The following is a 26,786-nucleotide window of genomic DNA, read 5'->3' on the forward strand; positions in this document are numbered from 1 at the left end:
ATTTTAGTGTGAAGTGCGGCGCCGTGCGGGCAGAGCGCTCAGGGCTCAGTGCGACACGCCGAGGCGCTGGTGCAGCAGGGCACTCGTGGTGGTGTACTGCAGATGCTGCGGCGCATCGGGGTACAGGCGTGCGAGCAGGGCATGCGCGGCCAGTGTGGCTTCGTGGAAGCCGCACAGCAGCAGGCGCTTTTTGCCTGGGTAGGTGTTGATGTCGCCCACCGCGTGGATGCCATCGATGGGGCTGGCGTAGCTGGCCGTGTCCACGGGGATCTGCTTGCGCTCCAGCGGCAGGCCCCAATCGGCCAGGGGGCCCAGCTTGGGGCTCAGGCCCAGGCGCACGAGCAGGTGATCCAGCGGCAAGGTGCGTGGCTGGCTGTCGGGGCCCAGCAGTGTGATGGCCGTGAGCGCAGGCGGCGCATTCACGCCAGCATCCGACCAGGCCAATTCGATGCCCTGCGGTACACCCAGGGCGAGTTCGACGCGGCCTTGGGCGATCAGGGCTCGTACGGGCTCTTCCAATGCGGCATCGGCCTGGAACTGGTCACGGCGATGCAGGAGGGTGATGTGTGATGGGCGTACCGCTTCAGCTGCCTGAGCCAGGTCCAGCACGGTTTGCAGGGCTTCTTCACCACCACCGGCCACCACCACGTGCTGGCCAGCCCATGGCGCGCATTGGCCATCGACAGGGAGATGGTGATGCACGTTGGCGGGCGGTGGAGCCTCAGCGGGCAGGCCCGGCAAGGACAGAGCCTTGGGCACGAATGCGCCTGCGCCGGCAGAGATCACCACGGCACGGGCCTTGAAGGTCTGCCCTGCGGTGGTCTGCAGCGTGAAGCGATGAGGTGCTTGGGCCTGCTCGTCTTGAACCAGAGACAGCACTTGCTGACCAAGGTGCAGATGAGCAGCCTTGCCTGTGGCGGGATCGACAGGCAAAAAAGGCCGCGCCTGCATGAGCAGTTGCGCGGCCAGTTCGCGCCCGGTGTACACGGGCACACCGGGGATGTCGTAGATGGGCTTGTCCGGGTACAGCGCCACGCATTGGCCGCCGGCTTCCGGCAGCACATCGATCACTTCGCAGCGCAGGCCCAGCAGGCCAAGCTGGAAGACCTGGAACAGGCCTACCGGGCCCGCGCCGATGACGACAACGTCGGTTTCGATCATGCGGGCGTGAGGCCTTGGCTTTCGGATTTCCGTTTTAGCGGATCAGCAGGTCCAGCTTGCCGGTCTTGTCCTTGAACTCGTCGGCGGTGGCCATGGCGGCCTTGCGCTTGGTGATGCTGGGCCAGCCCTTGGCCAGTTCGGCGTTGATCTGGATGTACTGCTGCTGGTCGCCGGGCACGTCTTCCTCAGGAAGGATGGCGTTCACGGGGCACTCGGGGATGCAGACGGCGCAGTCAATGCACTCATCAGGATCGATGACCAGGAAGTTCGGGCCCTCGCGGAAGCAGTCCACGGGACACACATCCACACAGTCCGTGTATTTGCACTGGATGCAGGCTTCGGTGACGACGTGGGTCATGACAAGGTCTCTTGGAAAACGGGTTTGGTGAACGACAGAAGGGGGATTTTACGGGGCTGCGCCTCACGGTGCGCGGCCACCGCCTTCCGCGGGTAGGGGGATGTGGCGCAAAGGCTCGTCGGGCAGGGCCGTGGCGCCTGCGCCGACGATGACCAGGGTAGGGCGGCCAGCGTGATGTTCGCTGGCATCGTCCAGGCTGGCCACAGTGTGGACGGTGTGCAGCATGTCGGGCCAGCCGGCGCGCGAAACCACACTCACGGTGGTGTCGCCAGGCCAGCCTGCGTCGAGCAAGCCCTTCGACAGGGGCGCCAGCTGGCGTCCCGCCATGTAGAAGACTTCGGTGTCGGCGCGCTGGCCCGGGCCCATGCCGTATTGCAGCTCACCCGTGCGCGTCATGGCCGTGGTGAAGCTGACGCTACGGCCGGTGCCGCGCCGCGTGAGCGGGCGTTGTGTGCCAGCCGCGGCGGCCAGGGCCGAGGTCACGCCGGGCACGATCTCGCAATCGATGCCGGCTTCACGCAGCACGTGCAGCTCTTCTTCCAGGCGGCCGAACAGGCTCGGGTCACCACCCTTGAGGCGAGCGACCAGGCCGCGTTCGCCATGGATGGCGCCCACGGCCAGCGATTGCTCGACCAGCAACTGGTTGATCCGCGTCTGGCCGTTGAAATCGCTGCCCGGCTGGCCGGAGAAGCCGCGCTTGCCCACGTCGATCCAGTCGGCATCGGGGGCCAGATCGCGCAGGGCCGGATCGGCCAGGGCATCGAACAGCACCACCTGGGCCTGGGCCAGCAGGCGGCTACCGCGCACCGTGATCAGGTCGGCCTCACCGGGGCCTGCCCCGATGAAGACGACCTTCGCGGTGGTGAGCGAGCAGGGCTTGCTGTCCATGGGCGTTGGCGGTGTTTGACGAGCCTTAAGCGGCCTTGACCAGCAGCGCGCCGCTGGTGCGGTTGGTGGTCGGATCCACCACGATCAGCGCACCGCTGACGCGGTTGTCCAGGTAGGCCTCGACCGGCAGGGGCTGCTGCGTCTGGATCTGCACGCGGCCGATCTCGTTGACGGCGATCTGCTCGGCGTCGTTGTCTTCCAGCGTGTGGATGTCCAGGCGGCTGTCGATGGCGGTGATGCGGGCTTGCACCCAGCGGTTGCCGTGGCGCACCCAGTACTTGCGGCCGACCACGGCGGGCTCGGTGTCCAGCCAGGCCAGCGTGGCCGTGAACTGGTCGGTGGGCTTGATGCTGCCGGGCGTGGCGATCCAGTCGCCGCGCGAGATGTCGACCTGGCGGTCCAGCACGATGCCGGCGGATTGGCCTGCTTCGCAGCGGTCGACCACCTCGGCGGCGTGGCGCACTTCAACCACGATGGCGCTCTGGCCGCTCGGGAAGATCTGCACGTCATCACCGGCCTTGACAGAACCGTGGGCGATGCGGCCCCAGAAGGCGCGGTACTGGTGGCCGGTGCCGGAAGCGGAGGCATCGCCTTCGCCCACGCTGTCACGCGTCACGTACTGCACGGGGTGCAGCAGGGCGCCGTCGTGGCGCTCGTCGCTGGCGGGCAGTTGCTCCAGCACCTGCAGCAGCGTGGGGCCCTGGAACCAGGGCCAGTTGGCGCTGGGGGTGGTCACGTTGTCGCCGCGCAGGGCCGACACGGGGATCACGCCCTTCACCTCGATGCCTGCCTGTTCTGCGAAGGCACGCAGCGAGGCTTCCACGTTCTTGAACGCGGTTTCAGTGTCCTGCTCGATGGCGTCCAGCTTGTTCACGGCGAACACGATGGAAGGCACGCGCAGCAGCTGGGCCAGCAGGCTGTGGCGGCGGGTCTGTGCCAGCAGGGGTACGGCTGTCGTTTCCGTTTTTGCCTTCCAGTCGATCTTGGTGATGTCCACCAGCACCACGGCGGCGTCAGAGCCGGCGGCGGCCGTCACCATGTTGCGGGTGTACTGCTCGTGGCCGGGGGCGTCGGCGATGATGAACTTGCGCGTCTTGGTCGCGAAGTAGCGGTAGGCCACGTCGATGGTGATGCCCTGCTCGCGCTCGGCTTCCAGGCCGTCGGTCAGCAGCGAGAGGTCGATGGGGGCGCCGGCGGCGCGCTTTTCCAGCGCGTCGAGCTGGTCGGCCAGGATGGCGCGGCTGTCGAACAGCAGGCGGCCGATCAGGGTGCTCTTGCCGTCATCGACGCTGCCGGCGGTCAGGAAGCGAAGGGCCTTGTGCGCGACTTCTTCGTCGGCGTGGCATTGAACTTGTTGTGCAGACATCAGAAATAACCTTCCTTCTTGCGGCGCTCCATCGAGGCCTCGGACGTGCGGTCGTCCATGCGGGTGGCGCCACGCTCGCTCACGGTCACGTGCAGGGTTTCGGCGACGATGTCGGCCGGGCTGGCGGCTTCACTTTCCACCGGGCAGGTGCAGGTCATGTCACCCACGGTGCGGAAGCGCACATCGACCGTCTCGACGGTTTCGCCTTCGAGTGCGGGCGTGACCTCGGTCAGCGGCACCAGCAGGCCTTTGCGGCGGATCACCTGGCGGGCGTGCTTGTAGTAGATGTTGGGCAGCGGGATGTTCTCGCGGGCGATGTAGAGCCACACGTCGAGTTCGGTCCAGTTGCTGATGGGGAAGGCGCGGAAGTGCTCGCCCGGCTTGATGCGGGTGTTGAACAGGTTCCACAGCTCGGGGCGCTGCTCCTTGGGCTGCCATTGGCCGAAGCTGTCGCGGTGGCTGAAGATGCGTTCCTTGGCGCGGGCCTTTTCTTCATCGCGACGGGCGCCGCCGATCAGGCAGTCGAAGCGGTTGTCTTCGATGGCTTCGAGCAGGGTCACCGTCTGGTGGCCGTTGCGCGATTCCAGCGGGTGGGCCAGGCGCACGGTGCCTTTCTTGATGGAGTCTTCCATGTGCGCGACGATCAGGCGCTCGCCGATCTCTTTCACGCGCTGTTCGCGGAACTCGATCACTTCAGGGAAGTTGTGGCCTGTGTCGACGTGCACCAGCGGGAAGGGCAGCTTGCCTTCGAGCTTGCCGGCGGCGTTCTTCATCTTGAAGGCCTTCTCGGCCAGTTGCAGCACCACGCACGAGTCCTTGCCGCTGGAGAACAGCAGGCCCGGGCGCTCGAAGGTGGCGGCCACTTCACGCAGGATGAAGATGGCTTCTTCTTCCAGCGCGTCCAGGTGGCGGTGGTCGACATCCGCCAGCAATTGGTTCACGTTCACAGGGGCATTCATAGCGTTGCTTCAGTTCTTCGATTCGATGCTGGAGACCAGCGGCGGCAGCTCTTCGGCCACGGGTTCATCGGGCTGGTGCACGTGCAGGCCGCATTCCTTGGCGGATTCGTCTTCCCACCACCAGCGGCCGGCGCGAAAGTCCTCGCCCACGGCGATGGCGCGGGTGCAGGGCGCGCAGCCGATGCTGGGCATGAACTGGTCGTGCAGCGGGTTGTAGGGCACTTTGTGGGCTTGCACGTAATGCCACACGTCGCCCCAGGTCCACTCGATCAGCGGGTTGAACTTGGCGCGGCCCTTGTCGTCCTGCTCGCGGGCCAGCATGCCGCCGCGGTTGTTCGATTGCTCGCGGCGCAGGCCGGTGATCCAGCCGGTGCGCTTGGCGAGCATGCGGCCCAGGGGCTCGATCTTGCGGATGCCGCAGCAGCCCTTGCGCAGGTCGATGCTCTTGTACATCGCCTTGTCGCCGTTGGTGCGCACGAACTCGATCACGGCCTCGGCCTGCGGGTGGTAGGCCTCGACCTTTAGGCCTTCTGCCGCGTAGTGCGATTCGATGGTCGGGATCAGGGCCGACGTTTCCGCGTGCAGCATGCCGGTTTCCAGCGTGCCGATGGCGATGGGCAACCGATGCTTGGCGATCAGGTCCGTCAGGATCATGTCTTCCACGCCCAGGCTGGTGGCTTGCACGACCTGGCCGGGGTGCTCTTCAGCCGCAGCCTTGAGCAGCGCGATGGTGTCGGCCAGCTTGGCCTCGAAATCGGCGCTGGCGCGGGCGTACAGCTTGATGGCCGAGCCGGCCGCGGGGGGCGGGCCGCCGATGGACGAGACGGCACCTTCGGTGTCATCAGGCAAGGGTAATGTCGAGATCAGGGATGAGGTGTCGCTCATGGGGAATCCCTCGGGGCAGTCTGCGCGGTCAGTGCTATCGGTGGAAAAGGCTGACCGTGATCAGATCGGGGCGGAACGTACGGGCATCAAGGTCGGGGCAGGGCGATCAGCGTGGGGACGCCGATCAAGCCACGCGCCCGAACACCGGCTTGGTCACTTGCACGTCACCCTGGTAGTGGCCACGTGCCGCGAAGAAGCCCAGTGCGCGCTCGGCGGCGGCACGGTCCTGGTCATGGCGCAAGGCCACGGCATCGAAACCGGTGCGGGCCAGCAGGGGCATCATGTCGACCAGCACCTCGCCGGTGGCGCGGATCTCGCCGCCAAAGCGGTAGCGCGAGCGCAGGATGTGGCCTTGCGTGTAGGCGCGGCCGTCCACCCACTTGGGGAACTGCAGCACCACCAGCGACAGGCGGCTTACATCAGCCTCGATCACTTCGATGTCTTCGTCGTTGGGCACGATCACGCCGACAGGCTTGTAGTCAGGCGTGCCCTGCAAGGGCCACGATTCGCGCACGGCGTGCCACTGCGCCAAGGTCAGCAGGCTGTAGGACTTGCAGGGCGGGTGGGCCATCGGGCCGTCTTCGCCGCCCACGGTGTGCCATTGGTCGTGATGGGTGTCGATGAATTTCATGGTGTGTGTCCTTCTTCGATACCGGGATCAGGCGGCCTTGGCCGTGGTGCGGCGCACGGCATTGGCGGCGGTCTTGAACGGGTCCAGGCCGATGCGCTTGACGGTGTCGACGAACTTTTCGGCGGTAGTGCGCTGGCTGCGGTAGGTCTCGACCACGGCCTCGATCACGTCGGTCACTTCATCGGCCGAGAAGGAGGGGCCGATCACCTTGCCGGCCACGCTGGTGGGCGCGTGGTCGGAACCATCGGAGCCACCCAGGGTGATCTGGTACCACTCGGTGCCGTCTTTGTCGACGCCCAGGATGCCGATGTGGCCGCTGTGGTGGTGGCCGCAGGAGTTGATGCAGCCGGAGATGTGCAGGTCGATCTCGCCGATGTCGTAGAGCTCGTCCAGATCCTGGTAGCGCTCGATCAGCTCGTTGGCGATGGGGATGGAGCGGGCGTTGGCCAGCGCGCAGAAGTCACCACCGGGGCAGGCGATCATGTCGCTCAGCAGGCCGATGTTGGGCGCGGCGAAGCTGGCAGCCTTGGCGGCTTGCCACACGGCGAACAGGTCTTCTTCACGCACCCAGGGCAGCAGCACGTTCTGGTCGTGCGTGACGCGCACTTCACTGGCGCTGAACTTGTCGGCGATGTCGGCGATGGCGTCCATCTGCGTGTCGGTGGCATCACCAGGGGCTTGGCCCGGGCGCTTCACGGACAGCGTGACGTTCTTGTAGCCCTGCACCTTGTGGCCGCGCACGTTGCGCTCGATCCACTTGCCGAACTGAACCTTGTCGGTGTCGCTCGCATCAGCCGGCAGGCCGTTGCCCGTGGGCGTGTGGGCCTGCACCGAGGCGGGGTTGCTGAACCCGGCGTTCACGCGGTCGAACTCGGCCTGCGGGATCAGGTGGGCTGCGCCATCGACGTCGCGCGTCAGGATGTTGTCGAACTCTTCGTTGACCTGGTCGAAGAACTTCTGGCCTTCGGCCTTGACCAGGATCTTGATCCGGGCCTTGTACATGTTGTCGCGGCGGCCGTAGCGGTTGTACACGCGCACGATGGCCTCGATGTAGACCAGGATCTGCTGCCAGGGCACGAAGGCGTTGATCTCGGTGCCAACCACGGGCGTGCGGCCCATGCCGCCGCCGACCAGCACCTTGAAGCCGACCTCACCCGCGTCGTTCTTGACCAGGTGCAGGCCGATGTCATGCCAGTAGGTGGCGGCGCGGTCTTCCGTGGCGCCGCTGACGGCGATCTTGAACTTGCGCGGCAGGAAGGCGAACTCGGGGTGCAGGGTGGACCACTGGCGGATCACCTCGCAGTAGGGGCGCGCGTCGATGATCTCGTCTTCGGCCACACCCACCATGGCGTCGGCCGTGATGTTGCGGATGCAGTTGCCGGAGGTCTGGATGCCGTGCATGTGCACTTCGGCCAGCAGGTCCATCACATCGGCGGACTTGACCAGCGGGATCCAGTTGTACTGGACGTTCTGGCGCGTGGTGAAGTGGGCATAGCCGCGGTCGTACTCGCGGGCGATGCGGGCCAACTGGCGAACCTGCTTGGACGAGAGTTCGCCATAGGGCACGGCCACGCGCAGCATGGGGGCGTGGCGCTGCACGTACCAGCCGTTCTGCAGGCGCAGGGGGCGGAACTCGTCGTCACCCAGCTTGCCGGCCAGGTTGCGTTCGAGCTGGTCGCGGAACTGGGCCGCGCGCTGGCGGACGAAGTGCTTGTCGAATTCGGTGTACTGATACATGGCATCAATCCGGCGGGCGACCGGGCGTCAATGTGTCAAAAAGGATGCTTGCGGCTGTGTCTTGTCGTGGGGCTGGTCGGGGCGGTGGGGCTCGCCTCAGGCCGTCAGCAAAATCTTGCGGGCGGCGATGACCAGGCAGATGCACAGCGCAAAACGTGTGATTGTCTCAGGCAATTGCTTTGTCAGCTTGGCGCCCACCCAGATCCCGGGGATGGAACCTGCCAACAATTCGATCAGAAGAACCCATTCCACGTTGCCCAGAGAGGCATGGCCGATGCCGGCCACGATGGTCAGGGGGACGGCGTGCGCGATGTCGGTGCCGACCAGGCGTTTCATGTCCAGGCGCGGATACAGCAGCAGGATCATGGTGGCGCCCAGGGCACCGGCCCCGATCGAGCTGAGCGAGACCAGCACGCCCAGGGTGGCGCCGCACAGCACCGTGATGGCCGGGCGACGCTCGCGCGTGATCCAGCGCTCCAGCCACATGCCTACGCGGTGCCACACCGGGCGAAAGGCCACGGTGATGGCGGTCAGCAGCAGGGCGATGCCTAGGGCATAGGCCAGGGTGCTGTCGCGGCTCTTGCTGATGCCTTCCATGTGCATGAACACCATGGTGGCGATGCTGGCCGGGATGCTGCCGAGCAGTAGTTTTTTCGTGATGTGGTAGTCCACATGGCCTTCGCGGTGGTGGGCCACCGAGCCGGACACCTTGGTGAGGCCCGCGAACCACAGGTCGGTGCCGATGGCCACCGCCTTGTCGAGGTGGAAGACCGAAATCAGCAAGGGCGTCATCAGGGAACCACCACCGACGCCGGTCAGTCCCACAATGAGGCCCACGCCGGCACCCGCGGCAATCGCAGTCCAATCGAACATCTTTAAAGAACTTGCTGCGCTGAGCGCTGAGGATGCCGGGCACCATGCCAGGCAGTTTGAACGAGGCTGAACTGTAAAAAGGTTCTATATAAATGCGAAGAACATTCTTGGAAGTTGTTAATTCATTTTGGATATATAAAACAAGACCGTCGTTGATGCGGCCACGTCTGGGGGCGGCGGCCTTGGTGGCGGCGCTGGCCCTGAGTGGATGTGGCAGTTTGCTGGGCGGGCGGGATGCCCAGCCCCCCGTCAGCCAGGCGCCCGTGGTGGACACACCGGCCGTGGTGACGCCTGCGCCCATCCCGAAGCCTCCGCGCCAGATCAAGGTGGCGGTGGCCTTCGGCGGTGGTGCGGCGCGCGGTTTTGCCCACATCGGCGTACTGCAGGTGCTGGAAGAGCAGGGCATCAAGCCGGACATCGTGGTGGGCACGTCTGCCGGCTCCATGGTGGCCGCGCTGTACGCCTCGGGCCGCACGCCTACCGAGATGGAGCAGATGGCGATGACGCTGGACGAATCCTCCATCACCGATTGGGTGTTCCCGGGTCGTTCGTTGATGAAAGGCGAGGCCCTGGCCAAGTTCGTTCGCGACAAGACAGGCGGCAAAAGCATCGAGCAGATGCGCATCCCCTTGGGCATCGTGGCGGCGGATTTGAATTCGGGCGAATCCATCCTGTTCCGCCGGGGTGATCCGGGCGTGGCCGTGCGGGCATCCAGCGCGGTGCCGGCCGTGTTCCAGCCGGTCAAGATCGGCGGGCGGGAGTACGTGGACGGCGGGTTGGTGTCACCGATCCCGGTGCGCTATGCCCAGCAGATGGGGGCAGACGTGGTGATCGCCGTGGACATCTCTGCGATCCCGCAGGGCCAGCCCACGCAAAGCTCGATGCAGATCTTGCTGCAGACCTTCAACATCATGGGGCACAGCATCAGCCAGCATGAGCTGAAGGATGCGGATGTGGTGGTTCGCCCGAAGCTGTCGGGTATCGGCGGGGCGGATTTCAGCAACCGGCGCCTGTCGGTGCTGGCCGGGCGCGAGGCGACCTACGCCGTGCTGGACACCTTGCGCCAGCGGCTGGCGGCAGCACGCAACCGCTGAGCCAGCCTTGCAGGCCCCAGCGGCCTGAAGGCGTGGATGACCTCAGCGGGGCGTGCCGAAGGGCGCGCCCTTGAGCTGGTCACCGGGCTTGAAGCCGTGCTTCTTGAACCACCCCTCGTTCATCTCCAGCACGAAGCGCACGGGCTGGGCGGAGCAGTGCGAGTTTTCGGTCTTGGGCTGCATCTCGTCCAGGTTGACGATGCGGCCGTTGTCGTCGATGAAGGCGATGGACAGGGGCAGCAGGGTGTTCTTCATCCAGAAGCACTGCTGACCGGCACGCGGGAAGATGAAGAGCATGCCTTCGTTGGTGGGCATGGTGGTGCGCCACATCAGGCCGGTGGCGTGTTCCTGCTGGGTCTGGGCCACCTCGACCTTGATGTTGTACATGCCGGCGCCTAGCGTGATGGTGGACAGGCGCTGGGGCTGGCCATCCTGGGCCTGCGCATGAGCCGCCGATGGGCTCATGGCGAGGCAGGCAGCCAAGGACAAGGCCATGCCGAGCGCCTTGCCCTTGCCAAAGGTGGTGCGCATGCCCTGCGCGTGAGAGACAAACTGAGTCATTTCTTGATCCTGGTCGGGGTCAGGCCCTGCCTGATGGGGATAGAGTAGGGTGGCCCATGTCTTCGCCATTGTCCACTCCTAACGTGCCGGGATCCGGTGCCGCCGACAGCCGTGAGCAGGCTGACCCCGGCCTGAATGCGGCTTTGACCGACGCACAGGCGGCGGGTGTGGACGATCCAGCCGTGCTGCAGCAGTGCCAGGTCGGCCCCAAGGCGCCCGATGGGGGCTTGCCTATCGGGCTGGGCCTGTCCGGCATGTACTGCGCGGCCTGTGCCTTGACCATCGAATCCGCACTGCAGCGCGTGCCGGGCGTGCGGGATGTGCAGGTGCAGGGCGCCACGCAGCGGGCGCGCCTGGTCATTGATCCGGCGCGCGTGCGCCTGTCGCAACTGGTGCGGGCGGTGCAGGGCGTGGGCTACCGCGCCTGGCCCGATGCCGGGGCGCGACAACTCGGTGTCCGCCTGCAGGATCAGCGCAAGCTGCTGTGGCGCCTGCTGGTGGCCTGGTTCTGCATGATGCAGGTGATGATGGTCTCCACGGCCCAGTACGTGGGCGGCGCGCAGGATATCTCGCCAGACATCTGGCAGCTCATGAACTGGTCGGCCTGGGTGCTCAGCCTGCCGGTGATGCTGTTCTCGTGCGGGCCCTTCTTCAGCGGGGCTTGGGCGGCGATCAAGCATGGCCGCATCTCAATGGATGCGCCGGTGGCGCTGGGCATCGCGGCCATGTTCGGGGTGAGCACCGGCGTGACCTTCGGGCACGCCGCCTGGCTGGGCCCCGATGTGTACTTCGATTCGCTGACCATGTTCGTGAGCTTTTTGCTCACCGGGCGCTGGCTCGAAAGCCGGGCGCGCGAGAAGGTCACGCAATCACTCGAATCGCTCAGCGCGCGCCTGCCGGAGGCCGTGGAGCGTGCCGTGGGCCAGGATCTGGATGCTGCGGAGCGCGTGCCCTTGTCGGCCTTGCGCCTGGGCGATCACGTCCGGGTGGCGGTGGGCCAGGCCTTTCCGGGCGATGGCCAGGTCGTGCGTGGCGAGACCGAGGTGGACGAGTCCATGCTGACAGGCGAATCGCGTCCCGTGCCCCGCACCCCGGGGCAGGTGGTGGTGGCCGGCAGCCTGAACCTGTCAGCCCCCGTGTGGTGCCGCATCGAGCGCCTGGGCCCGGACACGCGCTACCAGCAGATCGTGAACCTGGTGCACCAGGCCATGACCGAAAAACCAGGATGGATGCGCATGGCCGATCGCTTTGCCGGCTACTTTCTGTGGGGCGTGCTGCTGCTGGCCTTGCTGGGCGGACTGGCCTGGTGGTGGATCGATCCCAGTCGCATCGTGTGGGTGGTGGTGTCGGTGCTGGTGGTGACCTGCCCGTGCGCGTTCTCGCTGGCGGCGCCTTCGGCCTTGCTGTCGGCCGCTGGCGCGCTGGCCCGGCGCGGCGTGCTGGTGCGGCACCTGGATGCGATCGACACCCTGGCCTCCGTGCGCACGGTGTTGTTCGACAAGACGGGCACGCTCAGCGATGCCCGCCTGCGCGTGCAAGCCGTGTGGTGGCAGGGGCGGGTGGGTACAGGGGTTGAGGTGCCGGCGGCCTTGTTGTCGACAGCGGGCGCCCTGGCGGCGCAGTCGCAACACCCGGCCGCCCAGGCTCTGGCCAGTCTGCAGCGGGATGGGGCTCAGTCTTGGCACGAGGTGAAGGAGCTGGCGGGGCAAGGGCTAGAAGCCCAGGCGCCTGATGGGCGCATCTGGCGGCTTGGCGCGGCCGATTGGGCTTTGGCGGGGCAGGCCGATCTGGCCACATCCCCTTGGGCCGATGCGCGCGTCTGGCTGGCCCCCTTGGATGGCGGTTCTGATGAGGTGCTGGGCTTCGCGCTGGACGAGCAACCGCGTGCAGAAGCCGCCGCCGCATTGGCTGAACTGCGGGCACAAGGCGTCGATGCCGCAGTGCTCTCAGGCGATCAACCCGAACGGGTTCAGCAGTTCATCTCGCAACTGGGCAGCCCACGGGTGCTGAGCGTGCTGGGCGCGGCGGTCTCGCCGGAGCGCAAGCTCGAACTGCTGCGATCACGCCAGGAGGGCGGCCAGGTTGTCGCCATGGTGGGTGACGGCATCAATGATGCGCCCGTGCTGGCCAGCGCCTCCGTGTCCTTCGCGCTGGATCAGGGCGCTGCGCTGGCCCAATCGCAAGCCGACTTCATCGTGCTGGGTGGACGGCTCACAGGTGTTTCGCAGGCGGTGGACATCAGCCGGCGTGCCATGCGCATCGTGCGGCAGAACCTGGTCTGGTCGGCGAGCTACAACGCGGTGTGCATTCCGCTGGCCCTGAGCGGGTGGCTGCCGCCGTGGCTGGCTGGCCTGGGCATGGCCTTGAGCTCGCTGGCCGTGGTGCTGAACGCACTGCGCCTGGGCGCCGAAAAACACAAGGTTCCTGCATCAAGGGCCTGACACTTTCCTTGATCTGCCCCCTGTACGCGCCACGGGCTTTTCAGCAAGATACACGGGTGGACATCCTCTACCTGCTCCTTCCCCTGTCTGTCGTGCTCGTGCTGCTCATCCTGGGCGTGTTGGGCTGGTCCGTCTATCGCGGGCAGTTCGACAATCTCGATCAGGAGGGTGTTCGCATCCTTGACGAAGATCAAGAAAAGTCTTCTGGTCCCCCTTGATCCTGCGCAAGGCTGTTTCATGTGCCCCCCACCAGAATCGGAGGTGATGAAACAGGAGAACGCATGATGGCAAACAACCGTTCTGCCACCTACAACGACACCGTGGTCCGGCAGTTCGCCCTGGCCGCCGTGGTCTGGGGGGTGGTGGGCATGGCGGTAGGGGTGTTGATCGCCTCGCAACTGGCCTGGCCCGAACTCAACTTCGGCATACCCTGGCTGTCCTACGGGCGGCTGCGGCCCCTGCACACCAACGCGGTGATCTTCGCTTTCGGGGGCTGCGCCTTGTTCGCCACCTCGTACTACGTGGTGCAGCGCACCTGCCACGTGCGGCTGATCTCCGACAAGCTGGCCGCCTTCACCTTCTGGGGCTGGCAGGCCGTGATCGTGGCCGCGGTGATCACCCTGCCGCTGGGCTGGACCCAGGGCAAGGAATACGCCGAGCTCGAATGGCCCATCGACATCCTGATCGCCCTGGTCTGGGTGGCCTATGCGGTGGTGTTCTTCGGCACGCTCGGCATCCGCAAGATCCGCCACATCTACGTGGCCAACTGGTTCTACGGTGCCTTCATCCTGGCAGTGGCCTTGCTGCACATCGTCAACAGCGCCGCCGTGCCGGTTGACATGGGCAAGAGCTACTCGGCCTACGCCGGCGTGCAGGACGCCATGGTGCAATGGTGGTACGGCCACAATGCCGTGGGCTTCTTCCTGACGGCGGGCTTCCTGGGGATGATGTACTACTTCATCCCCAAGCAGGCCAACATGCCGATCTACAGCTACCGCTTGTCGATCGTGCACTTCTGGGCGCTGATCTTCACGTACATGTGGGCCGGCCCCCACCACCTGCACTACACCGCGCTGCCTGACTGGGCGCAATCGGTGGGCATGCTGTTCTCGCTGATCCTGCTGGCGCCCAGTTGGGGCGGCATGATCAACGGCATCATGACCCTGTCGGGTGCCTGGCACAAGCTGCGTGACGACGCCATCCTCAAGTTCCTGATCGTGTCCCTGTCGTTCTACGGCATGTCCACCTTCGAGGGCCCGATGATGTCGATCAAGACGGTGAACGCCCTGTCGCACTACACCGACTGGACGGTGGGCCACGTGCACGCTGGCGCCCTGGGCTGGGTGGGCCTGATCTCGATGGGATCGCTGTACTACCTGATCCCGCGCCTGTTCGGCCGCACCACCATGTACAGCGTGCCCGCGATCTCGCTGCACTTCTGGACAGCCACCATCGGCATCGTGCTGTACATCGCCGCGATGTGGATCGCCGGTGTGATGCAGGGCCTGATGTGGCGCGCCGTCAACCCCGATGGCACCCTGGTCTATACCTTCGTCGAAAGCGTCAAGGCCAGCTACCCCTTCTACGTGCTGCGCGTGGCCGGTGGCCTGCTGTACCTCGGCGGCATGATCTTGATGCTCTGGAACACCGTCATGACGGTCACGGCAGGCCGCGCCAACACCGTGGCCGTGCCCCAGCCGGCTGCCGCTTGATGACGGGAGACACACATGGCTGAGAACCACACCCCCGCCCCCGGCTTCTCGCACGAGAAGATCGAAACCAACAACTTCCTGCTGATCGCGCTGACCCTGGTGGTCATCCTGTTCGGCGGCCTGGTCGAGATCGTGCCGCTGTTCTTCCAGCGCAGCACGACCGAAGCGGTGCAGGGCCTCAAGCCCTACACACCGCTGCAACTGGCCGGACGCGACATCTACCTGCGCGAAGGCTGCTTCGGCTGCCATTCGCAGATGATCCGCCCCTTCCGTGCCGAGACGCTGCGCTACGGCCACTACTCGATGGCTGGCGAGTTCGTGTACGACCACCCCTTCCAGTGGGGCTCCAAGCGTACCGGCCCCGACCTGCACCGCGTGGGCGGCAAGTACAGCGACGAATGGCACCGTGCCCACCTGATCGATCCGCGCACCGTGGTGCCCGAATCGAACATGCCGGCCTACCCGTGGCTGGAGACGGCCCCGCTCAAGCCGGACCACATCGGCAAGAACATGGCGGCCCTGCGTGTGGTCGGTGTGCCCTACACCGACGATGAGATCAAGGCCGCGCCCGAAGAGCTCAAGGGCAAGACCGAGCTCGACGCCCTGGTGGCCTACCTGCAGATCATGGGCACGGCCGTCAAGTAAGCAACGAAAGGAGCCGGTCATGGAACTCGGCACGCTCAGAAGCCTGGTGACCCTGGTGTCCCTGGTGATGTTCGTGGGCATTGTCTGGTGGGCTTATGCCCGCCGCAACAAGTCCCACTTCGACGAGGCTGCCCGGCTGCCCCTGTCTGACGATTGAATGATGATTGGAGGCTCTTCATGAGCGACTTCGTGTCGAATGGCTGGCACCTGTACGTGGCCGGCATCGTGATCGGCGGGTTGCTGTTCTGTGTGTTCGTCCTGCTGGTATCCGCGCGTCACAAGGTGATCCGCGATGCCCAGGGCAACATCGACCAGACAACCGGCCATGTGTGGGATGGTGACCTGCGTGAACTCAACAACCCGCTGCCGCGCTGGTGGGTGGGCCTGTTCGTGCTGACCATCGTGTTCTCGGTGGGCTACCTGGCGCTGTACCCCGGCCTGGGGGCCCATGAAGGCAAGCTGGGCTGGTCGTCCGCCAAGGCCTATCAGGATGAGGTGATCAAGGCCAAGGCCACCGAGGCCCAGGTGTATGCCGGGTTCAAGGACCAGCCGGTCGAGACCATGGCCCGCAACCCGCAGGCCCTGGCCATCGGTGAGCGCCTGTTCCTCAACAACTGCGCGGCCTGCCACGGCTCGGATGCGCGCGGCGGCAAGAGCTACCCCAACCTGACCGACAAGGACTGGCTGCACGGTGGCACCCCCGAGAAGATCATCGAAACGATCACCCAGGGCCGCCACGGCATGATGCCGCCCATGGCCGCCGCCGTGGGCACCAGCGAGGAAGTGCGCCAACTGGCGAACTACGTGCTGAGCCTGTCAGGCAGTGCGCACAACTCGTTGATGGCCGAGCTGGGCCGCGACAAGTTCAAGGCCTGTGCGGCCTGCCACGGCGCGGACGGCAAGGGCAACCATGCCCTGGGCGCACCCAACCTGACCGACAAGATCTGGCTGCACGGCTGGGGCGAGGCCGCCATTGTGGACATCGTCACCAAGGGCAAGACCAACATCATGCCGGCGCAGAAGGATCGCCTCACCGCCGACCAGATCAAGGTGCTGGCCTCTTACGTGTGGGGCTTGTCGAACCCCACACAGACCGCCCAGGACGATTCCAACCGACCAGCGGGTGCCAGCACCCAGTGAGTTGACAGGCCCACGCGATGGACAAGCCCAAGACCATCATCCCCATCAAGCCGGTCGCAGCGGGTGCAGACGGCGCTCGGGAAGAGATGGTCTTCCTGTACGAGAAGCAGCCCAAGATCTACCCGCGTGAGGTCTCCGGCTGGTTCACCCGTTGGCGCTGGGTGCTGGTGGCGCTCACCCAACTGGTGTTCTACGGCCTGCCCTGGCTGAACTGGAATGGCCGCCCGGCCATGCTGTTCGACCTGGGCGCGCGCCGCTTCTACCTGTTCGACCTGGTCCTGTACCCGCAGGACTTCATCTACCTGACCGTGCTGCTGATCATCTCGGCCTACGGTCTGTTCCTGTTCACAGCGGTGGCCGGGCGCTTGTGGTGCGGCTATGCCTGCCCGCAGACGGTCTACACCGAGCTGTTCCTGTGGATAGAGCAGCAGTGGGAGGGCGACCGTGGCAAGCGCATGAAGCTTGACCGCTCGGGCTGGAGCTTCGAGAAGCTCTGGCGCAAGAGCGGCAAGCAGGCCTCATGGCTGTTGCTGTCGTTCTGGACGGGCTTCACCTTCGTGGGCTACTTCACGCCGATCCGCGTGCTGTGGAACGAGATGCTCACCCTGGGCATGGGCCCGTGGGAAGTGTTCTGGACGGCCTTCTATGGCCTGGCCACGTATGGCAACGCGGGCTTCATGCGAGAACAGGTCTGCAAGTACATGTGCCCCTATGCGCGCTTCCAGAGCGCGATGTTCGACCGCGACACCCTGGTCATCAGCTACGACGAAAAGCGTGGCGAGCCGCGCGGCTCACGCCCTCGTGGCACCGTGGCCGCCGAGCGTGGCCTGGGCGACTGCATCAACTGCACCCTGTGCGTGCAGGTGTGCCCCACCGGCATCGACATCCGCAACGGTCTGCAGTACGAGTGCATCGGCTGTGCCGCCTGCATCGACGTGTGCGACACGGTGATGGACAAGATGGGCTCGCCGCGCGGCCTGATCCGCTACGCCACCCAGAACGGCATGGACGCCGGCTGGAGCCGTGCCCAGATGTGGAAGCGCATCGCACGGCCGCGTGTGCTGATCTATTCGGCCGTCTTGCTGCTGGTGCTGGCCGCCTTCGTGGCCAGCCTGTACCTGCGCACGCCTTTCAAGGTGGACGTGGTGCGTGACCGCGGCACCCTGGCGCGCATCGTTGATGACGGCTACATCGAGAACGTCTACCGCGTGCAGATCATGAACGCCACGGAGGCCGAGCAGCGCTACAGCATCTTCATGGACCACCTGTCTCACGTGCAGATGCAGGTGCAGCAAGAGATCATCGTCGGCCCGGCCGAGGCCCGCTGGGTGGCCGTGGCGGTGCGCATCCCGCCCGAGGTGGCCCAGACGCTGGGCCCGGGCGCGCAACGCACCGAGATGGTGGTAACCCGCCAACGCCAGCCGCACGAGCCCGAAGTGGCCGTGCGTGAAAAAACCACTTTCATGGTGCCGCGCTGAAGCGCTGGCACCTTCTTCAAGGAGCAGCCATGAACACGCTGACACAGCCCAAGCTCACCGACAACAAGCCCGGCGCCGGTGCCCCCTGGTGGAAGTTTCCCATCGTCTGGCTGGTGGTGGGCGGGCCGCTGATTGTTGTGGTGGCCTCGCTCAACATGGTCGCCATTGCCGTGCGCAACGTCGATCCGGTGCTGGACACCACGCAGATGGCCAAGGACGCGAGCAAGCCGGGCCACGCACCAGCAGTGCAGGGGCGCAACCGCGCCGCCGACACGGCCATGCAGCCGGCTGAGCATTGAAATGGCGAACCGCCGCCCTGAGCTGGCGGGCTTCTGCATGAAACTGCGGAAACCTCGCATCGCCAAGGGTTCTCACTAGCGCGCAACGCGCCCAAAGCGTTGAACATGCATGCTGTGCTGAGCCTTGTTTAAGGAGATGACAGCCATGACACCACGCGCACTTCACGCCGCCCAGATCCTGTGGCCGGCCTTTCTGGTGGCCGGTCTGATCGAGATGGTGGTGTTCGCCTGGGTGGATCCCAGCGCCTTGCAGATGAGCGGCTGGGAGCCGTCACCCATGGCCACCTACACCATGGCCTTCATGGTGTTTTGGGGCATGGTGGCTGCGGCATCGGCCATCAGCCTGTGGTTGTCGCGGACACCTTCCCAGGTACCCGCCCGCCAGGTCAGCAGCGCGAGGTATTGACCAGCGCGCGCAGGCCTTCGGCATCCAGGATGCGGATGTCGCGCTGCTTCACTTCCAGCAGCCCTTCATCCTGGAACTTCGAGAAGGTGCGGCTCACGGTCTCGAGCTTGAGGCCCAGGTAGCTGCCGATCTCTTCACGCGTCATGCGCAGCACCAGCGCCGATGACGAGAAACCCCGCGCATGCAGGCGCTGCGTGAGGTTCAGCAGGAAGGCCGCCAGACGCTCTTCGGCGCGCATGCTGCCCAACAGCAGCATCACACCGTGGTCGCGCACGATCTCGCGGCTCATGATCTTGTGGAACTGGTGCTGCAGGTCGCTGAACTCGCGCGACAGCTCTTCCAGCTGCGAATAGGGAATCACGCAGACCTGCGAATCCTCCAGCGCCACGGCATCGCAGGCATGGTGGTCGGTGCTGATGCCATCGAGGCCCAGCAGCTCACCTGCCATCTGGAAGCCCGTGACCTGATCGCGGCCATCTTCAGAAGACACGCAGGTCTTGAAGAAACCTGTGCGCACGGCATACACCGCCTTGAACGGCTCACCGGCATGGAAGAGCGCTTCACCGCGCTTGACCGATTTGCGGCTGGCGACCAGTTCATCCAGCTGGATCAACTGGGGCTGGTTCAAGCCCACGGGCAGGCAGAGTTCGCGCAAATTGCAACTGGAGCAGGCAACCTTGAATGTGTCGTATTTCATGGGTCTGGAATGTCCTGTGTCCTTGACGGCATGAACGGGCTGCACACGTGTGGCAACGCCCTGTTCCGGCATGGTAGCAGTGCACTCCGAGGTGGTCATGGTGGGGGCCTTGGACAAAGGAAGGGGATTGGATCAAGTCTTTGCGCATTGTTGCGGCTGCGCGCGCAGGCGGCTTGCGCCAGATCAAAGACGCGCGCCAATGGTTTGGCACATTCGGTCGCATGAACGCGCTTGCCTTCGCTCCGTCCGGATTTCTTCAGCCCTTACCCCTGGTGGACCAGGAGGTGCTCGGGCAATTGAACGTGAACGGGCCTCGTTACACCTCCTACCCCACGGCCGACCGATTCGTGGAGGCCTTCGGGCCCGAACAGTACCGGCTGGCGCTCACGCAGCGCGCCGAAGGGGCTGGGGCCGTGGGCGGTGGCATCGCCCCCTTGTCCATTTACGTGCACATCCCGTTCTGCGAATCGGTGTGCTACTACTGCGCCTGCAACAAGGTCGTCACCCGCCACCATGAAAAGGCGCTGGATTACCTTGATGCGCTGCGCCTGGAGATCGAACTGCACGTGGCCCAGTTGGGCCGGGGGCAGGCGGTGTCCCAGTTGCACCTGGGCGGCGGCACGCCCACCTTCCTGAGCGACGAGCAGATCGAGCAACTGCTGGGCTGGTTGCGCGAGGCCTTCCGTTTCGTGCCGGGCGGTGAATACGGCATCGAGGTCGACCCCCGCACGGTGGACGAGGCCCGCATTGCACGCCTGGCGTCCATGGGCTTCAACCGGCTCAGCCTAGGCATCCAGGATTTCGACCCCGAGGTGCAGCAGGCCGTGCACCGGGTGCAGTCCTTCGAGTCGGTGGCGCGCCTGATGCAGGCGGCCCGGGCGTCGGGCTTCGAGTCCATCAACATGGACCTGATCTACGGCCTGCCCAAGCAGACACCGCAGGGCTTCGACCGCACGCTGGTGCAGGTCAGCGCGCTCAAGCCCGACCGCGTGGCCCTCTATGCCTACGCCCACCTGCCGCAGCGCTTCAAGCCGCAACGCCGCATCGATGCCAAGTTGCTGCCGGCCGGTGCCGACAAGGTGGCCATGCTCTCGCGGGCCATCCGCCAGTTCCGCGCGGCCGGTTATGACTACATCGGCATGGACCACTTCGCGCTGCCGACCGATCCGCTGGCCGTGGCGCGCCGCCAGGGGCGCCTGCACCGCAACTTCCAGGGCTACAGCACGCACCCGGACAGCGACCTCATCGGCCTGGGGGTGTCGGCCATCGGCCGGGTGGGGGCGCATTACAGCCAGAACGCCAAGACGCTGGAGGAGTACTACGACGCTCTCGGCAGCGGCGAATTCCCCGTGGTGCGCGGCCTTACCCTCAGCCGTGACGACCTGGTGCGCAGGGCCGTGATCATGGCCATCATGTGCCAGGGCAGGGTGGACATCGAGTCCATCGAACTGGCCTATCTGATTGATTTCAGGCAGTATTTCTGTCGTGAGATCGAACAGCTGGGCCCGCTCGTCGAGAAGGGGCTGGTCGAGATGGAGCCCGACGGTGTCCGCGTCACACCCATGGGGTGGTATTTCGTGCGGGCGATCGCGATGGTGTTTGATCGCCACCTCCAGGCCGACCAGGCGATGGAGCGCTTCTCCCGCATCATCTGATGTCGCCTGGGTCGTGAAGGCCCAGCGCGCCCGCCCATGCTCTACAGCCTTCTGATCACTGCTTTCCTGATGGGGCTGGCCGGCCTGCCTCACTGCGTGACCATGTGCGCTGCACCCTGCGCCGTCGTGATGCCTCATGGTGTTTCCGGACGCGCCGTGCTGGGGCGCACGCTGGGCTATGCCGTTCTGGGCGGCGTGGCCGCGGGGGCCATGAGCCTGGTAGCGGCCTGGTCGCGCTGGGCCACCGCCTTGCAGCCGATCTGGGTGATGGTGCTGGCCGCTGCCTTCCTGCTGGGCCTGTTTATGGTCGCCAGCGGTGCGATGCCAACCGCCGTGCAGGCGCATGGAACGGCGCTGTACCGGCGCGTGCAGGCCTGGGGCTGGGGCGTTCCCACCGGGCCCTCAGGGGGGCATGCCTCGGGGCGCCAAACCTGGCGGCCAGTGGCCTTGGGCATGGCCTGGGCCGCCTTGCCCTGCGGCCTGCTCTACGGCGCCGTGATGACGGCCGCCCTGGCGCCCACACCCGCCCAGGGCGCCCTGGTGATGGCCGTCTTCTCCCTGCCGGGCACCGTGGTGCTGTGGTGGCTGCCTGCCCGGCTCAAGGGGTGGCGCTGGCCCGCCAGCCTGTCCGCCCGCTGGCCCTGGCTGGCCGACCCTCGCTGGGCCGTGCGCCTGGCCGGTGGCCTGCTCAGTGCGGCCGCCGCGTGGGGCCTGGCACACCGCCTGCATGAGCAATGGCTTGCCTGGTGCGCATGAACCCCAGGGCAGGGTAGGCCTGTGTGGCATGCAGGCCTTGTGTCCGCCCAATTAAGATGCATTTGCGCCCTTCACTCATGTGATGGACAGAGGGGGTCGCATAGAATAGGGAAGCACGGCCGACACCATGGCCATGTTGTTCACGGAATCGCCAAACGCGGAGACCACAACCATGTATCAGCACATCAAAGTGCCCGAAGGTGGGCAGAAGATTTCGGTCAACCCGGACTTCTCGCTCAATGTTCCTCACAACCCCATCATTCCGTACATTGAAGGCGACGGCACCGGTTTCGACATCACTCCCGTGATGATCAAGGTGGTCGATGCTGCGGTGGCAAAGGCTTACGGCGGTCAGCGCAAGATCCACTGGATGGAAATCTACGCCGGTGAAAAGTCCACCCGCGTTTACGGCCCTGACGTCTGGCTGCCCGAAGAGACCCTGACTGTCCTGAAGGACTATGTTGTCTCCATCAAGGGCCCCCTGACCACGCCCGTCGGCGGCGGCATCCGTTCGCTGAACGTGGCCCTGCGCCAGGAGTTGGACCTCTACGTCTGCCTGCGCCCCGTGCGTTACTTCAAGGGCGTGCCTTCGCCCGTGAAGGAACCGGAAAAGACCGACATGGTCATCTTCCGCGAGAACTCGGAAGATATCTACGCCGGCATCGAGTTCGAAGCCGAAAGCGACAAGGCCAAGAAGCTGATCGCCTTCCTGCAGAACGAGTTCGGCGTCAAGAAGATCCGCTTCCCCGCCACCTCCGGCATCGGCATCAAGCCCGTGTCGCGCGAAGGCACCGAGCGCCTGGTGCGCAAGGCCATCCAGTACGCCATCGACAATGACAAGCCCAGCGTGACCATCGTGCACAAGGGCAACATCATGAAGTACACCGAAGGTGGCTTCCGTGACTGGGCCTATGCCCTGGCTCAGAAGGAGTTCGGCGCCGAACTGATCGACGGCGGTCCGTGGGCCAAGTTCAAGAACCCGCGCACCGGCAAGGACATCATCGTCAAGGACTCCATCGCCGACGCCTTCCTGCAGCAGATCCTGCTGCGCCCGGCCGAGTACAGCGTGATCGCCACGCTGAACCTCAACGGCGACTACGTGTCTGACGCCTTGGCTGCCCAGGTCGGCGGCATCGGCATCGCCCCCGGCGCGAACCTGTCGGATTCGATCGCCATGTTCGAAGCCACCCACGGCACCGCGCCCAAGTACGCTGGCAAGGACTATGTGAACCCCGGTTCCGAGATCCTGTCGGCCGAAATGATGCTGCGCCACATGGGCTGGCTGGAAGCCGCCGATCTGATCATCAGCTCGATGGACAAGGCCATCCAGAGCAAGAAAGTCACGTACGACTTCGCCCGTCTGATGGACGGTGCCACCCAAGTGTCGTGCTCGGGCTTCGGTCAGGTCATGATCGACAACATGTGATGCATTGGCCGGCTCGCTGCCGGTCATCCATCAAGCAACCCCAGCGTGTTGATTCACCTGGGGTTTTTTGTCGCCTGTCGGCAGATGTTCTGGCCGGTGACGGTGAGTTTCAGTCCGCCACCGTCCCATTTCAACCAATCCAGCGCCACGTAGTCCTCGATGTAGCTTTCCGGGACGTCACAGGCCCGGCGCTTGTACAGCGCATCTGCCGTGGCTTGAAGCGATTCACGCAGATCTGAAAGACTGTTCTGAGTTTTCATCGCACTGCTGGATGGGTTGCCCGCCGAAGCGGGGAGAAGGCTCCGGAGCGATCAGTAGCGACCGCGGCCGCCGCCGTTGCCGCTGCGGTAACCGCCGCCGCTACCGCCGAAGCCGCCGGGACGCTCTTCACGGGGACGGGCGATGTTGACCACCAGGGCGCGACCATCGACGGTTTGGCCGTTGGCGCCTTGAATGGCGTTCTGGGCGTCGCTGGCCGACACCATTTCAACGAAGCCGAAGCCCTTGGAGCGGCCGCTGTCGCGGTCCATCATGACCTTGGCGGAGGCCACTTGGCCGTATTGCGAGAACTGCTGCTGGAGGTCTTCGTCGCGCGTAGCGTAGGACAGGTTACCGACGTAGAGTTTGTTGTCCATGGAGGACCCTTTCGAGAGATGCCGCTTGAAGACGCATGGTCGCGGCGTTGAGAAAACTATAAGGCTGTGGCGCTGCGGGCGGTGTGTCAGAACTTGCGCCGGGGGGCCGCCGGTGCTCCGCCACTGCGTGGTTCGAGATGGCGGAAGGTGATGCGCCCCTTGTTCAGGTCGTAGGGCGACAGCTCCAGCGACACCTTGTCTCCTGCCAGGATCCTGATGCGGTGTTTTCGCATCTTCCCGCCGGTGTAGGCAATCAGTGAATGACCGTTGTCCAGCGTCACGCGGAAACGTGAGTCAGGCAGCACTTCGGCGACTTCGCCGCGCATTTCGATGAGTTCTTCTTTGGCCATGAAGCCGATCTGTTTGGAGTGAGAAGGCCGACAAGCAGCCGGACGGGCCACACGCTATCGAGCCCGCGGTCGCGATGGACACGGAAGGGCAAGGCCTGCAGCGACCAGCTTGATGCGGTGGGGAGGGGCGAACTTGGGCGTTCGCAGAGCCAGACAACGCTTGCCTGGAAGCGGGGGGCTTCACAAAGCCACCCCTGAGGATAGATGCCGGTCACTGGGGCGACGGGCATGTCGACAAATGCTGCGGAGGTAAGCAAAGCTGCAGCAGTTGACCACACTATAACAGTGCTCGGCGTTTCAAGCCATGCCGGATTCACGCCGTTACGGCTTCGCCTGTGAAAACGTTGGCGGCAAGCCTATGTCACGCGGGTGGTGTCTCGTTGTCGATGGGCAAGTCTGCGGGCCTGGAGGGCTCTGTCGACTCTGCCTGTGCCTTGCGCTGAGCTTTTTCAACCTTCTTCTGCTTCTTCTGCAGCTCACGCTGGCGCTTCTCGAACTGATAGTTGGGTTTGGCCATGGCGTGCTTTCCGAATGAAGATGGCTCACCTTACCATCTTCATCGCTGTGCACGTGTGCGTAGAGCAGCGGACTGTTGATCCGATGGTCTCTGAGTGCAATGAAGCAGTTCGTTCGTCCAGCAAACCTGGCGTGTTGATTTACCTGGCGGACTGGCTTGGCCCGCGCCGCACGTTGTGCAGCCAGGCACCCTGCGTGTCGATGCGCAAGGCCCCTTGCTTGAACGCCCGCGAGGCGGTCTGGTAATAGGCGATGGCTTCGTTGGCCAGGGTCTCGTCCACGGCCGTCGGGGTGGTCTCCAGGGTGAGCGGATCGACCTTGTAGGCCTCTACCCGCTGCTTGGGCAGCAGCACCGTCAACACGTTGTTGCGCAGGTAACCCAGCTCCTGGTAGTTGCTGATGAATGCGCGCTGCAGGGGCGGGCCGGGCTCGAAGAAGGGGCGGCCGAAGAAGAGGTTGACGCCGTTCTTGCCCATCAGCTCCACGATGGTGGGTGCCAGATCCAGCTGGCTCACCACGGGCTCGAAGACGCCGGGCTGCACAAGGTCCGGCGCGTACAGGATCAGTGGGATGTGGTAGCCATCCACCGGAAGTTTCGTCTTGCCCGCCACCGAGGCGCAGTGGTCCGCGATGATGATGAACAGGGTGTCCTTGAACCAGGGCTGCTGCTTCGCGTCGTCGATGAACTTGCCGATGGCGTAGTCGGTGTACTTCACAGCGCCATCACGCCCGCCCGGCGAGGGGATGTCGATGCGCCCCTGCGGGTAGGTGTAAGGGCGGTGGTTGGACGTGGTCATCACGTGTGCGAAGAACGGTCTGTCCTTGTCAGCCTCGGTGCCCAGCGTCTTGATGACGTGCTGGAACATCACCTCGTCGGCTACACCCCAGACGTTCTCGAAGATCACGTCCTGTTTGGGAATGTCCGTCCGATCGATGACCTGGTAGCCATTCGCATCGAAGTAGGCGTTCATGTTGTCGAAGTAGCCGTAGCCGCCGTAGAAGAAGAAGCTCTCCACCCCTTGCGGCTTGAGGATCTCGCCCAGCGTGGCAAGATGCTCATTGTTGGGGCGCCGGACGATGGCCTGCCCAGGCGCGGGCGGCGTGCCCAGCGACAGGGATTCCAGACCGCGCACCGTGCGGGTGCCGGTGGCGTACATGTGCTTGAACAGCAGGCCTTCATGCGCCAGGGCGTCCAGCCGGGGCATCAGGTGCTTGGTGCCGCCGAAGGTGTCCATGAAGGAGGCCGACAGGCTCTCCACCGAGATCAGCACCACGTTGCGGGGACGGCGCTTGAAGGGCAGGGGGGCGGAGGCGGGATCCTCATCGTCCGTCTTGACGGCCTGGCTCAAGGGTTGCCGCTCCACATCCAGCCCCTTGAGGATGGCGTCGGCCTGCGCCTGTGGCAGGGTGCGGTAGAACTTGTCGTAGTCCAGCTCATTGCGGCGCATGGCCGCGGCCAGCGAGTACAGGCCGTTGCCGCTCAACTCCTCCGCGTAGGCGTTGCCCGAGCCTTGCATCTGGTCGACATTGGTCAGCGTGAGGCTCAGGGCCGGCAGTGCTACGGCCGCCAGTGCCAGTGCCAGGCGTTGCAGCCCGGACAGCGTCAAGGCATTGGCCCACTGAACATGCCGCCTCAACAGTACGGTCAACAAGGCCGCCAGGGCGCTCAAGGCGGCCACGATCGCCGGTACAGGGTAGGACTGGCGGATGTTGCCGATCACCTCCTGCGTGTAGATCAGGTAGTCGACCGCGATGAAGTTGAAGCGTGTGGCGAACTCCAGCCAGAAGGTGATCTCAGAGCCCGCGCCGAACAGCATCACCAGCACCGAGAACCACACCCAGATCCAGCGCAGGCCGCGGTGCAGGCCATGCTGCCGCCAGCGGTTGGGCAGCAAGGCTTCGTACAGCAGCACGGGCACGCAGGTGATGCTTACCACCGCCAGGTCGAACATCCAGCCTTTGAGGAAGATGCCTGGCCACAAGGCCGGTGGGACCGACTGCGGGCCGACAAGCGCCAGCAGGCCAGCCCGCAGGAGCGTGAACACCGCGATCCACAGCAGGGCGATGAACAGGGGAAGGCGTGCCGCGCCCAGACCGGAGGCAGAGGTGTGCATGAA

At 65.1% G+C, this 26,786-nt stretch carries 29 protein-coding genes; 13 read left to right on the forward strand and 16 right to left on the reverse strand.

The features are described from left to right. Positions 1-45: 45 nt before the first annotated feature. From WAQ08_RS16245 to WAQ08_RS16285, 9 genes are all read right to left on the reverse strand, one after another. On the reverse strand, positions 46-1,161 hold the full coding sequence (locus tag WAQ08_RS16245) for an NAD(P)/FAD-dependent oxidoreductase (protein WP_422192934.1): 1,116 nt from the start codon (positions 1,159-1,161) through the stop codon (positions 46-48). Positions 1,162-1,195: 34 nt separating this feature from the next. Next, complete coding sequence (gene fdxA / locus WAQ08_RS16250; RefSeq protein WP_422192935.1) at positions 1,196-1,519, reverse strand: ferredoxin FdxA; 324 nt, start codon at positions 1,517-1,519, stop codon at positions 1,196-1,198. 63 nt (positions 1,520-1,582) lie between these two features. Next, entirely contained in the window at positions 1,583-2,407 is an 825-nt protein-coding gene (gene cobA, locus WAQ08_RS16255; RefSeq protein ID WP_422192937.1) for a uroporphyrinogen-III C-methyltransferase, read from the reverse strand. A gap of 25 nt (positions 2,408-2,432) precedes the next feature. Then, a complete protein-coding gene (locus WAQ08_RS16260; protein WP_422192939.1) occupies positions 2,433-3,773 on the reverse strand; it encodes a sulfate adenylyltransferase subunit 1 in 1,341 nt (446 codons plus the stop codon). Next, complete coding sequence (gene cysD, locus WAQ08_RS16265) at positions 3,773-4,732, reverse strand: sulfate adenylyltransferase subunit CysD (protein ID WP_422192940.1); 960 nt, start codon at positions 4,730-4,732, stop codon at positions 3,773-3,775. The genes WAQ08_RS16260 and cysD overlap by 1 nt, the downstream gene beginning before the upstream one ends. Before the next feature lie 9 nt (positions 4,733-4,741). Then, positions 4,742-5,617 carry a phosphoadenylyl-sulfate reductase gene (locus tag WAQ08_RS16270; protein WP_422192941.1) on the reverse strand — a complete coding sequence of 292 codons (876 nt, stop codon included), beginning with the start codon at positions 5,615-5,617 and terminating at the stop codon, positions 4,742-4,744. Between the two features lie 124 nt (positions 5,618-5,741). Continuing rightward, complete coding sequence (locus tag WAQ08_RS16275; RefSeq protein WP_422192943.1) at positions 5,742-6,248, reverse strand: DUF934 domain-containing protein; 507 nt, start codon at positions 6,246-6,248, stop codon at positions 5,742-5,744. Between the two features lie 27 nt (positions 6,249-6,275). Then, complete coding sequence (locus tag WAQ08_RS16280) at positions 6,276-7,985, reverse strand: nitrite/sulfite reductase (protein WP_422192945.1); 1,710 nt, start codon at positions 7,983-7,985, stop codon at positions 6,276-6,278. Positions 7,986-8,081: 96 nt separating this feature from the next. Beyond that, positions 8,082-8,858: a sulfite exporter TauE/SafE family protein gene (locus WAQ08_RS16285; RefSeq protein ID WP_422192947.1), complete on the reverse strand. Its 777-nt coding sequence runs from the start codon at positions 8,856-8,858 to the stop codon at positions 8,082-8,084. Positions 8,859-9,013: 155 nt separating this feature from the next. Here WAQ08_RS16285 and WAQ08_RS16290 point away from each other — a divergent pair, with 155 nt between their 5' ends. After that, a complete protein-coding gene (locus tag WAQ08_RS16290) occupies positions 9,014-9,952 on the forward strand; it encodes a patatin-like phospholipase family protein (protein ID WP_422192949.1) in 939 nt (312 codons plus the stop codon). Positions 9,953-9,994: 42 nt separating this feature from the next. Here the strand turns inward: WAQ08_RS16290 and WAQ08_RS16295 are convergent, their stop codons facing one another. Then, positions 9,995-10,513, reverse strand: a complete 519-nt coding sequence (locus WAQ08_RS16295) for a DUF192 domain-containing protein (RefSeq protein ID WP_422192951.1) — start codon at positions 10,511-10,513, stop codon at positions 9,995-9,997. Positions 10,514-10,569: 56 nt separating this feature from the next. On the opposite strand from WAQ08_RS16295, the gene WAQ08_RS16300 reads away from it, so the two are divergent. The 9 genes from WAQ08_RS16300 to WAQ08_RS16340 all read left to right on the forward strand — a co-directional run bounded on the left by WAQ08_RS16300 (position 10,570) and on the right by WAQ08_RS16340 (position 18,634). After that, a complete protein-coding gene (locus WAQ08_RS16300; RefSeq protein ID WP_422192952.1) occupies positions 10,570-12,954 on the forward strand; it encodes a heavy metal translocating P-type ATPase in 2,385 nt (794 codons plus the stop codon). A 56-nt stretch (positions 12,955-13,010) separates the two neighbouring features. After that, positions 13,011-13,172, forward strand: a complete 162-nt coding sequence (gene ccoS / locus WAQ08_RS16305) for a cbb3-type cytochrome oxidase assembly protein CcoS (RefSeq protein WP_422192953.1) — start codon at positions 13,011-13,013, stop codon at positions 13,170-13,172. 63 nt (positions 13,173-13,235) lie between these two features. Further along, positions 13,236-14,666, forward strand: coding sequence for a cytochrome-c oxidase, cbb3-type subunit I (ccoN, locus tag WAQ08_RS16310; protein ID WP_422192955.1), 1,431 nt, complete (start codon positions 13,236-13,238; stop codon positions 14,664-14,666). A 15-nt stretch (positions 14,667-14,681) separates the two neighbouring features. Beyond that, positions 14,682-15,311 (forward strand): cytochrome-c oxidase, cbb3-type subunit II, encoded by a 630-nt coding sequence (gene ccoO, locus WAQ08_RS16315; RefSeq protein WP_422192956.1) that lies wholly within the window; start codon positions 14,682-14,684, stop codon positions 15,309-15,311. Between the two features lie 19 nt (positions 15,312-15,330). After that, on the forward strand, positions 15,331-15,468 hold the full coding sequence (locus WAQ08_RS16320) for a cbb3-type cytochrome oxidase subunit 3 (RefSeq protein ID WP_422192958.1): 138 nt from the start codon (positions 15,331-15,333) through the stop codon (positions 15,466-15,468). Positions 15,469-15,488: 20 nt separating this feature from the next. After that, positions 15,489-16,451, forward strand: a complete 963-nt coding sequence (ccoP, locus tag WAQ08_RS16325; protein WP_422192960.1) for a cytochrome-c oxidase, cbb3-type subunit III — start codon at positions 15,489-15,491, stop codon at positions 16,449-16,451. Between the two features lie 17 nt (positions 16,452-16,468). After that, positions 16,469-17,929: a cytochrome c oxidase accessory protein CcoG gene (ccoG, locus tag WAQ08_RS16330; protein ID WP_422192961.1), complete on the forward strand. Its 1,461-nt coding sequence runs from the start codon at positions 16,469-16,471 to the stop codon at positions 17,927-17,929. A 29-nt stretch (positions 17,930-17,958) separates the two neighbouring features. After that, positions 17,959-18,228, forward strand: coding sequence for a nitrogen fixation protein FixH (locus WAQ08_RS16335; protein WP_422192963.1), 270 nt, complete (start codon positions 17,959-17,961; stop codon positions 18,226-18,228). Positions 18,229-18,373: 145 nt separating this feature from the next. Next, complete coding sequence (locus tag WAQ08_RS16340; protein ID WP_422192965.1) at positions 18,374-18,634, forward strand: hypothetical protein; 261 nt, start codon at positions 18,374-18,376, stop codon at positions 18,632-18,634. On the opposite strand, the gene fnr is transcribed toward WAQ08_RS16340, so the two are convergent. Continuing rightward, entirely contained in the window at positions 18,615-19,331 is a 717-nt protein-coding gene (gene fnr / locus WAQ08_RS16345; protein ID WP_422192967.1) for a fumarate/nitrate reduction transcriptional regulator Fnr, read from the reverse strand. The two genes, WAQ08_RS16340 and fnr, sit on opposite strands and share 20 nt — an antisense overlap. A gap of 221 nt (positions 19,332-19,552) precedes the next feature. Between fnr and hemN the strand changes: the two genes are divergently transcribed. From hemN to icd, 3 genes are all read left to right on the forward strand, one after another. Continuing rightward, positions 19,553-20,986 carry an oxygen-independent coproporphyrinogen III oxidase gene (gene hemN / locus WAQ08_RS16350; protein ID WP_422192969.1) on the forward strand — a complete coding sequence of 478 codons (1,434 nt, stop codon included), beginning with the start codon at positions 19,553-19,555 and terminating at the stop codon, positions 20,984-20,986. A 36-nt stretch (positions 20,987-21,022) separates the two neighbouring features. After that, on the forward strand, positions 21,023-21,742 hold the full coding sequence (locus WAQ08_RS16355; protein ID WP_422192971.1) for a sulfite exporter TauE/SafE family protein: 720 nt from the start codon (positions 21,023-21,025) through the stop codon (positions 21,740-21,742). A 172-nt stretch (positions 21,743-21,914) separates the two neighbouring features. After that, on the forward strand, positions 21,915-23,168 hold the full coding sequence (gene icd / locus WAQ08_RS16360) for an NADP-dependent isocitrate dehydrogenase (RefSeq protein WP_422192973.1): 1,254 nt from the start codon (positions 21,915-21,917) through the stop codon (positions 23,166-23,168). A 53-nt stretch (positions 23,169-23,221) separates the two neighbouring features. Here the strand turns inward: icd and WAQ08_RS16365 are convergent, their stop codons facing one another. The 5 genes from WAQ08_RS16365 to WAQ08_RS16385 form a co-directional block, all read right to left on the reverse strand. After that, complete coding sequence (locus tag WAQ08_RS16365; RefSeq protein ID WP_422192975.1) at positions 23,222-23,428, reverse strand: hypothetical protein; 207 nt, start codon at positions 23,426-23,428, stop codon at positions 23,222-23,224. Between the two features lie 51 nt (positions 23,429-23,479). Further along, the gene (locus WAQ08_RS16370; RefSeq protein WP_422192977.1) at positions 23,480-23,803 is read right to left on the reverse strand and encodes an RNA recognition motif domain-containing protein; all 324 of its coding nucleotides are present in this window, start codon (positions 23,801-23,803) and stop codon (positions 23,480-23,482) included. Between the two features lie 86 nt (positions 23,804-23,889). Next, entirely contained in the window at positions 23,890-24,153 is a 264-nt protein-coding gene (gene infA / locus WAQ08_RS16375) for a translation initiation factor IF-1 (protein WP_422192978.1), read from the reverse strand. 361 nt (positions 24,154-24,514) lie between these two features. Beyond that, a complete protein-coding gene (locus WAQ08_RS16380; protein WP_422192980.1) occupies positions 24,515-24,670 on the reverse strand; it encodes a hypothetical protein in 156 nt (51 codons plus the stop codon). 139 nt (positions 24,671-24,809) lie between these two features. Continuing rightward, positions 24,810-26,783 carry an LTA synthase family protein gene (locus tag WAQ08_RS16385; RefSeq protein ID WP_422192981.1) on the reverse strand — a complete coding sequence of 658 codons (1,974 nt, stop codon included), beginning with the start codon at positions 26,781-26,783 and terminating at the stop codon, positions 24,810-24,812. Positions 26,784-26,786 lie beyond the last annotated feature (3 nt).

Source organism: Aquabacterium sp. (genome assembly GCF_049274795.1).
Lineage (GTDB): Bacteria > Pseudomonadota > Gammaproteobacteria > Burkholderiales > Burkholderiaceae_C > Aquabacterium.

Coding starts and splice junctions, on each gene's coding strand:
- WAQ08_RS16245 (WP_422192934.1), bottom strand. CDS start 1,161: ATGATCGAAACCGACGTTGTCGTCATCGGCGCGGGCCCGGTAGGCCTG.
- fdxA (WP_422192935.1), bottom strand. CDS start 1,519: ATGACCCACGTCGTCACCGAAGCCTGCATCCAGTGCAAATACACGGAC.
- cobA (WP_422192937.1), bottom strand. CDS start 2,407: ATGGACAGCAAGCCCTGCTCGCTCACCACCGCGAAGGTCGTCTTCATC.
- WAQ08_RS16260 (WP_422192939.1), bottom strand. CDS start 3,773: ATGTCTGCACAACAAGTTCAATGCCACGCCGACGAAGAAGTCGCGCAC.
- cysD (WP_422192940.1), bottom strand. CDS start 4,732: ATGAATGCCCCTGTGAACGTGAACCAATTGCTGGCGGATGTCGACCAC.
- WAQ08_RS16270 (WP_422192941.1), bottom strand. CDS start 5,617: ATGAGCGACACCTCATCCCTGATCTCGACATTACCCTTGCCTGATGAC.
- WAQ08_RS16275 (WP_422192943.1), bottom strand. CDS start 6,248: ATGAAATTCATCGACACCCATCACGACCAATGGCACACCGTGGGCGGC.
- WAQ08_RS16280 (WP_422192945.1), bottom strand. CDS start 7,985: ATGTATCAGTACACCGAATTCGACAAGCACTTCGTCCGCCAGCGCGCG.
- WAQ08_RS16285 (WP_422192947.1), bottom strand. CDS start 8,858: ATGTTCGATTGGACTGCGATTGCCGCGGGTGCCGGCGTGGGCCTCATT.
- WAQ08_RS16290 (WP_422192949.1), top strand. CDS start 9,014: ATGCGGCCACGTCTGGGGGCGGCGGCCTTGGTGGCGGCGCTGGCCCTG.
- WAQ08_RS16295 (WP_422192951.1), bottom strand. CDS start 10,513: ATGACTCAGTTTGTCTCTCACGCGCAGGGCATGCGCACCACCTTTGGC.
- WAQ08_RS16300 (WP_422192952.1), top strand. CDS start 10,570: ATGTCTTCGCCATTGTCCACTCCTAACGTGCCGGGATCCGGTGCCGCC.
- ccoN (WP_422192955.1), top strand. CDS start 13,236: ATGATGGCAAACAACCGTTCTGCCACCTACAACGACACCGTGGTCCGG.
- ccoO (WP_422192956.1), top strand. CDS start 14,682: ATGGCTGAGAACCACACCCCCGCCCCCGGCTTCTCGCACGAGAAGATC.
- WAQ08_RS16320 (WP_422192958.1), top strand. CDS start 15,331: ATGGAACTCGGCACGCTCAGAAGCCTGGTGACCCTGGTGTCCCTGGTG.
- ccoP (WP_422192960.1), top strand. CDS start 15,489: ATGAGCGACTTCGTGTCGAATGGCTGGCACCTGTACGTGGCCGGCATC.
- ccoG (WP_422192961.1), top strand. CDS start 16,469: ATGGACAAGCCCAAGACCATCATCCCCATCAAGCCGGTCGCAGCGGGT.
- WAQ08_RS16335 (WP_422192963.1), top strand. CDS start 17,959: ATGAACACGCTGACACAGCCCAAGCTCACCGACAACAAGCCCGGCGCC.
- WAQ08_RS16340 (WP_422192965.1), top strand. CDS start 18,374: ATGACACCACGCGCACTTCACGCCGCCCAGATCCTGTGGCCGGCCTTT.
- fnr (WP_422192967.1), bottom strand. CDS start 19,331: ATGAAATACGACACATTCAAGGTTGCCTGCTCCAGTTGCAATTTGCGC.
- hemN (WP_422192969.1), top strand. CDS start 19,553: ATGAACGCGCTTGCCTTCGCTCCGTCCGGATTTCTTCAGCCCTTACCC.
- WAQ08_RS16355 (WP_422192971.1), top strand. CDS start 21,023: ATGCTCTACAGCCTTCTGATCACTGCTTTCCTGATGGGGCTGGCCGGC.
- icd (WP_422192973.1), top strand. CDS start 21,915: ATGTATCAGCACATCAAAGTGCCCGAAGGTGGGCAGAAGATTTCGGTC.
- WAQ08_RS16365 (WP_422192975.1), bottom strand. CDS start 23,428: ATGAAAACTCAGAACAGTCTTTCAGATCTGCGTGAATCGCTTCAAGCC.
- WAQ08_RS16370 (WP_422192977.1), bottom strand. CDS start 23,803: ATGGACAACAAACTCTACGTCGGTAACCTGTCCTACGCTACGCGCGAC.
- infA (WP_422192978.1), bottom strand. CDS start 24,153: ATGGCCAAAGAAGAACTCATCGAAATGCGCGGCGAAGTCGCCGAAGTG.
- WAQ08_RS16380 (WP_422192980.1), bottom strand. CDS start 24,670: ATGGCCAAACCCAACTATCAGTTCGAGAAGCGCCAGCGTGAGCTGCAG.
- WAQ08_RS16385 (WP_422192981.1), bottom strand. CDS start 26,783: ATGCACACCTCTGCCTCCGGTCTGGGCGCGGCACGCCTTCCCCTGTTC.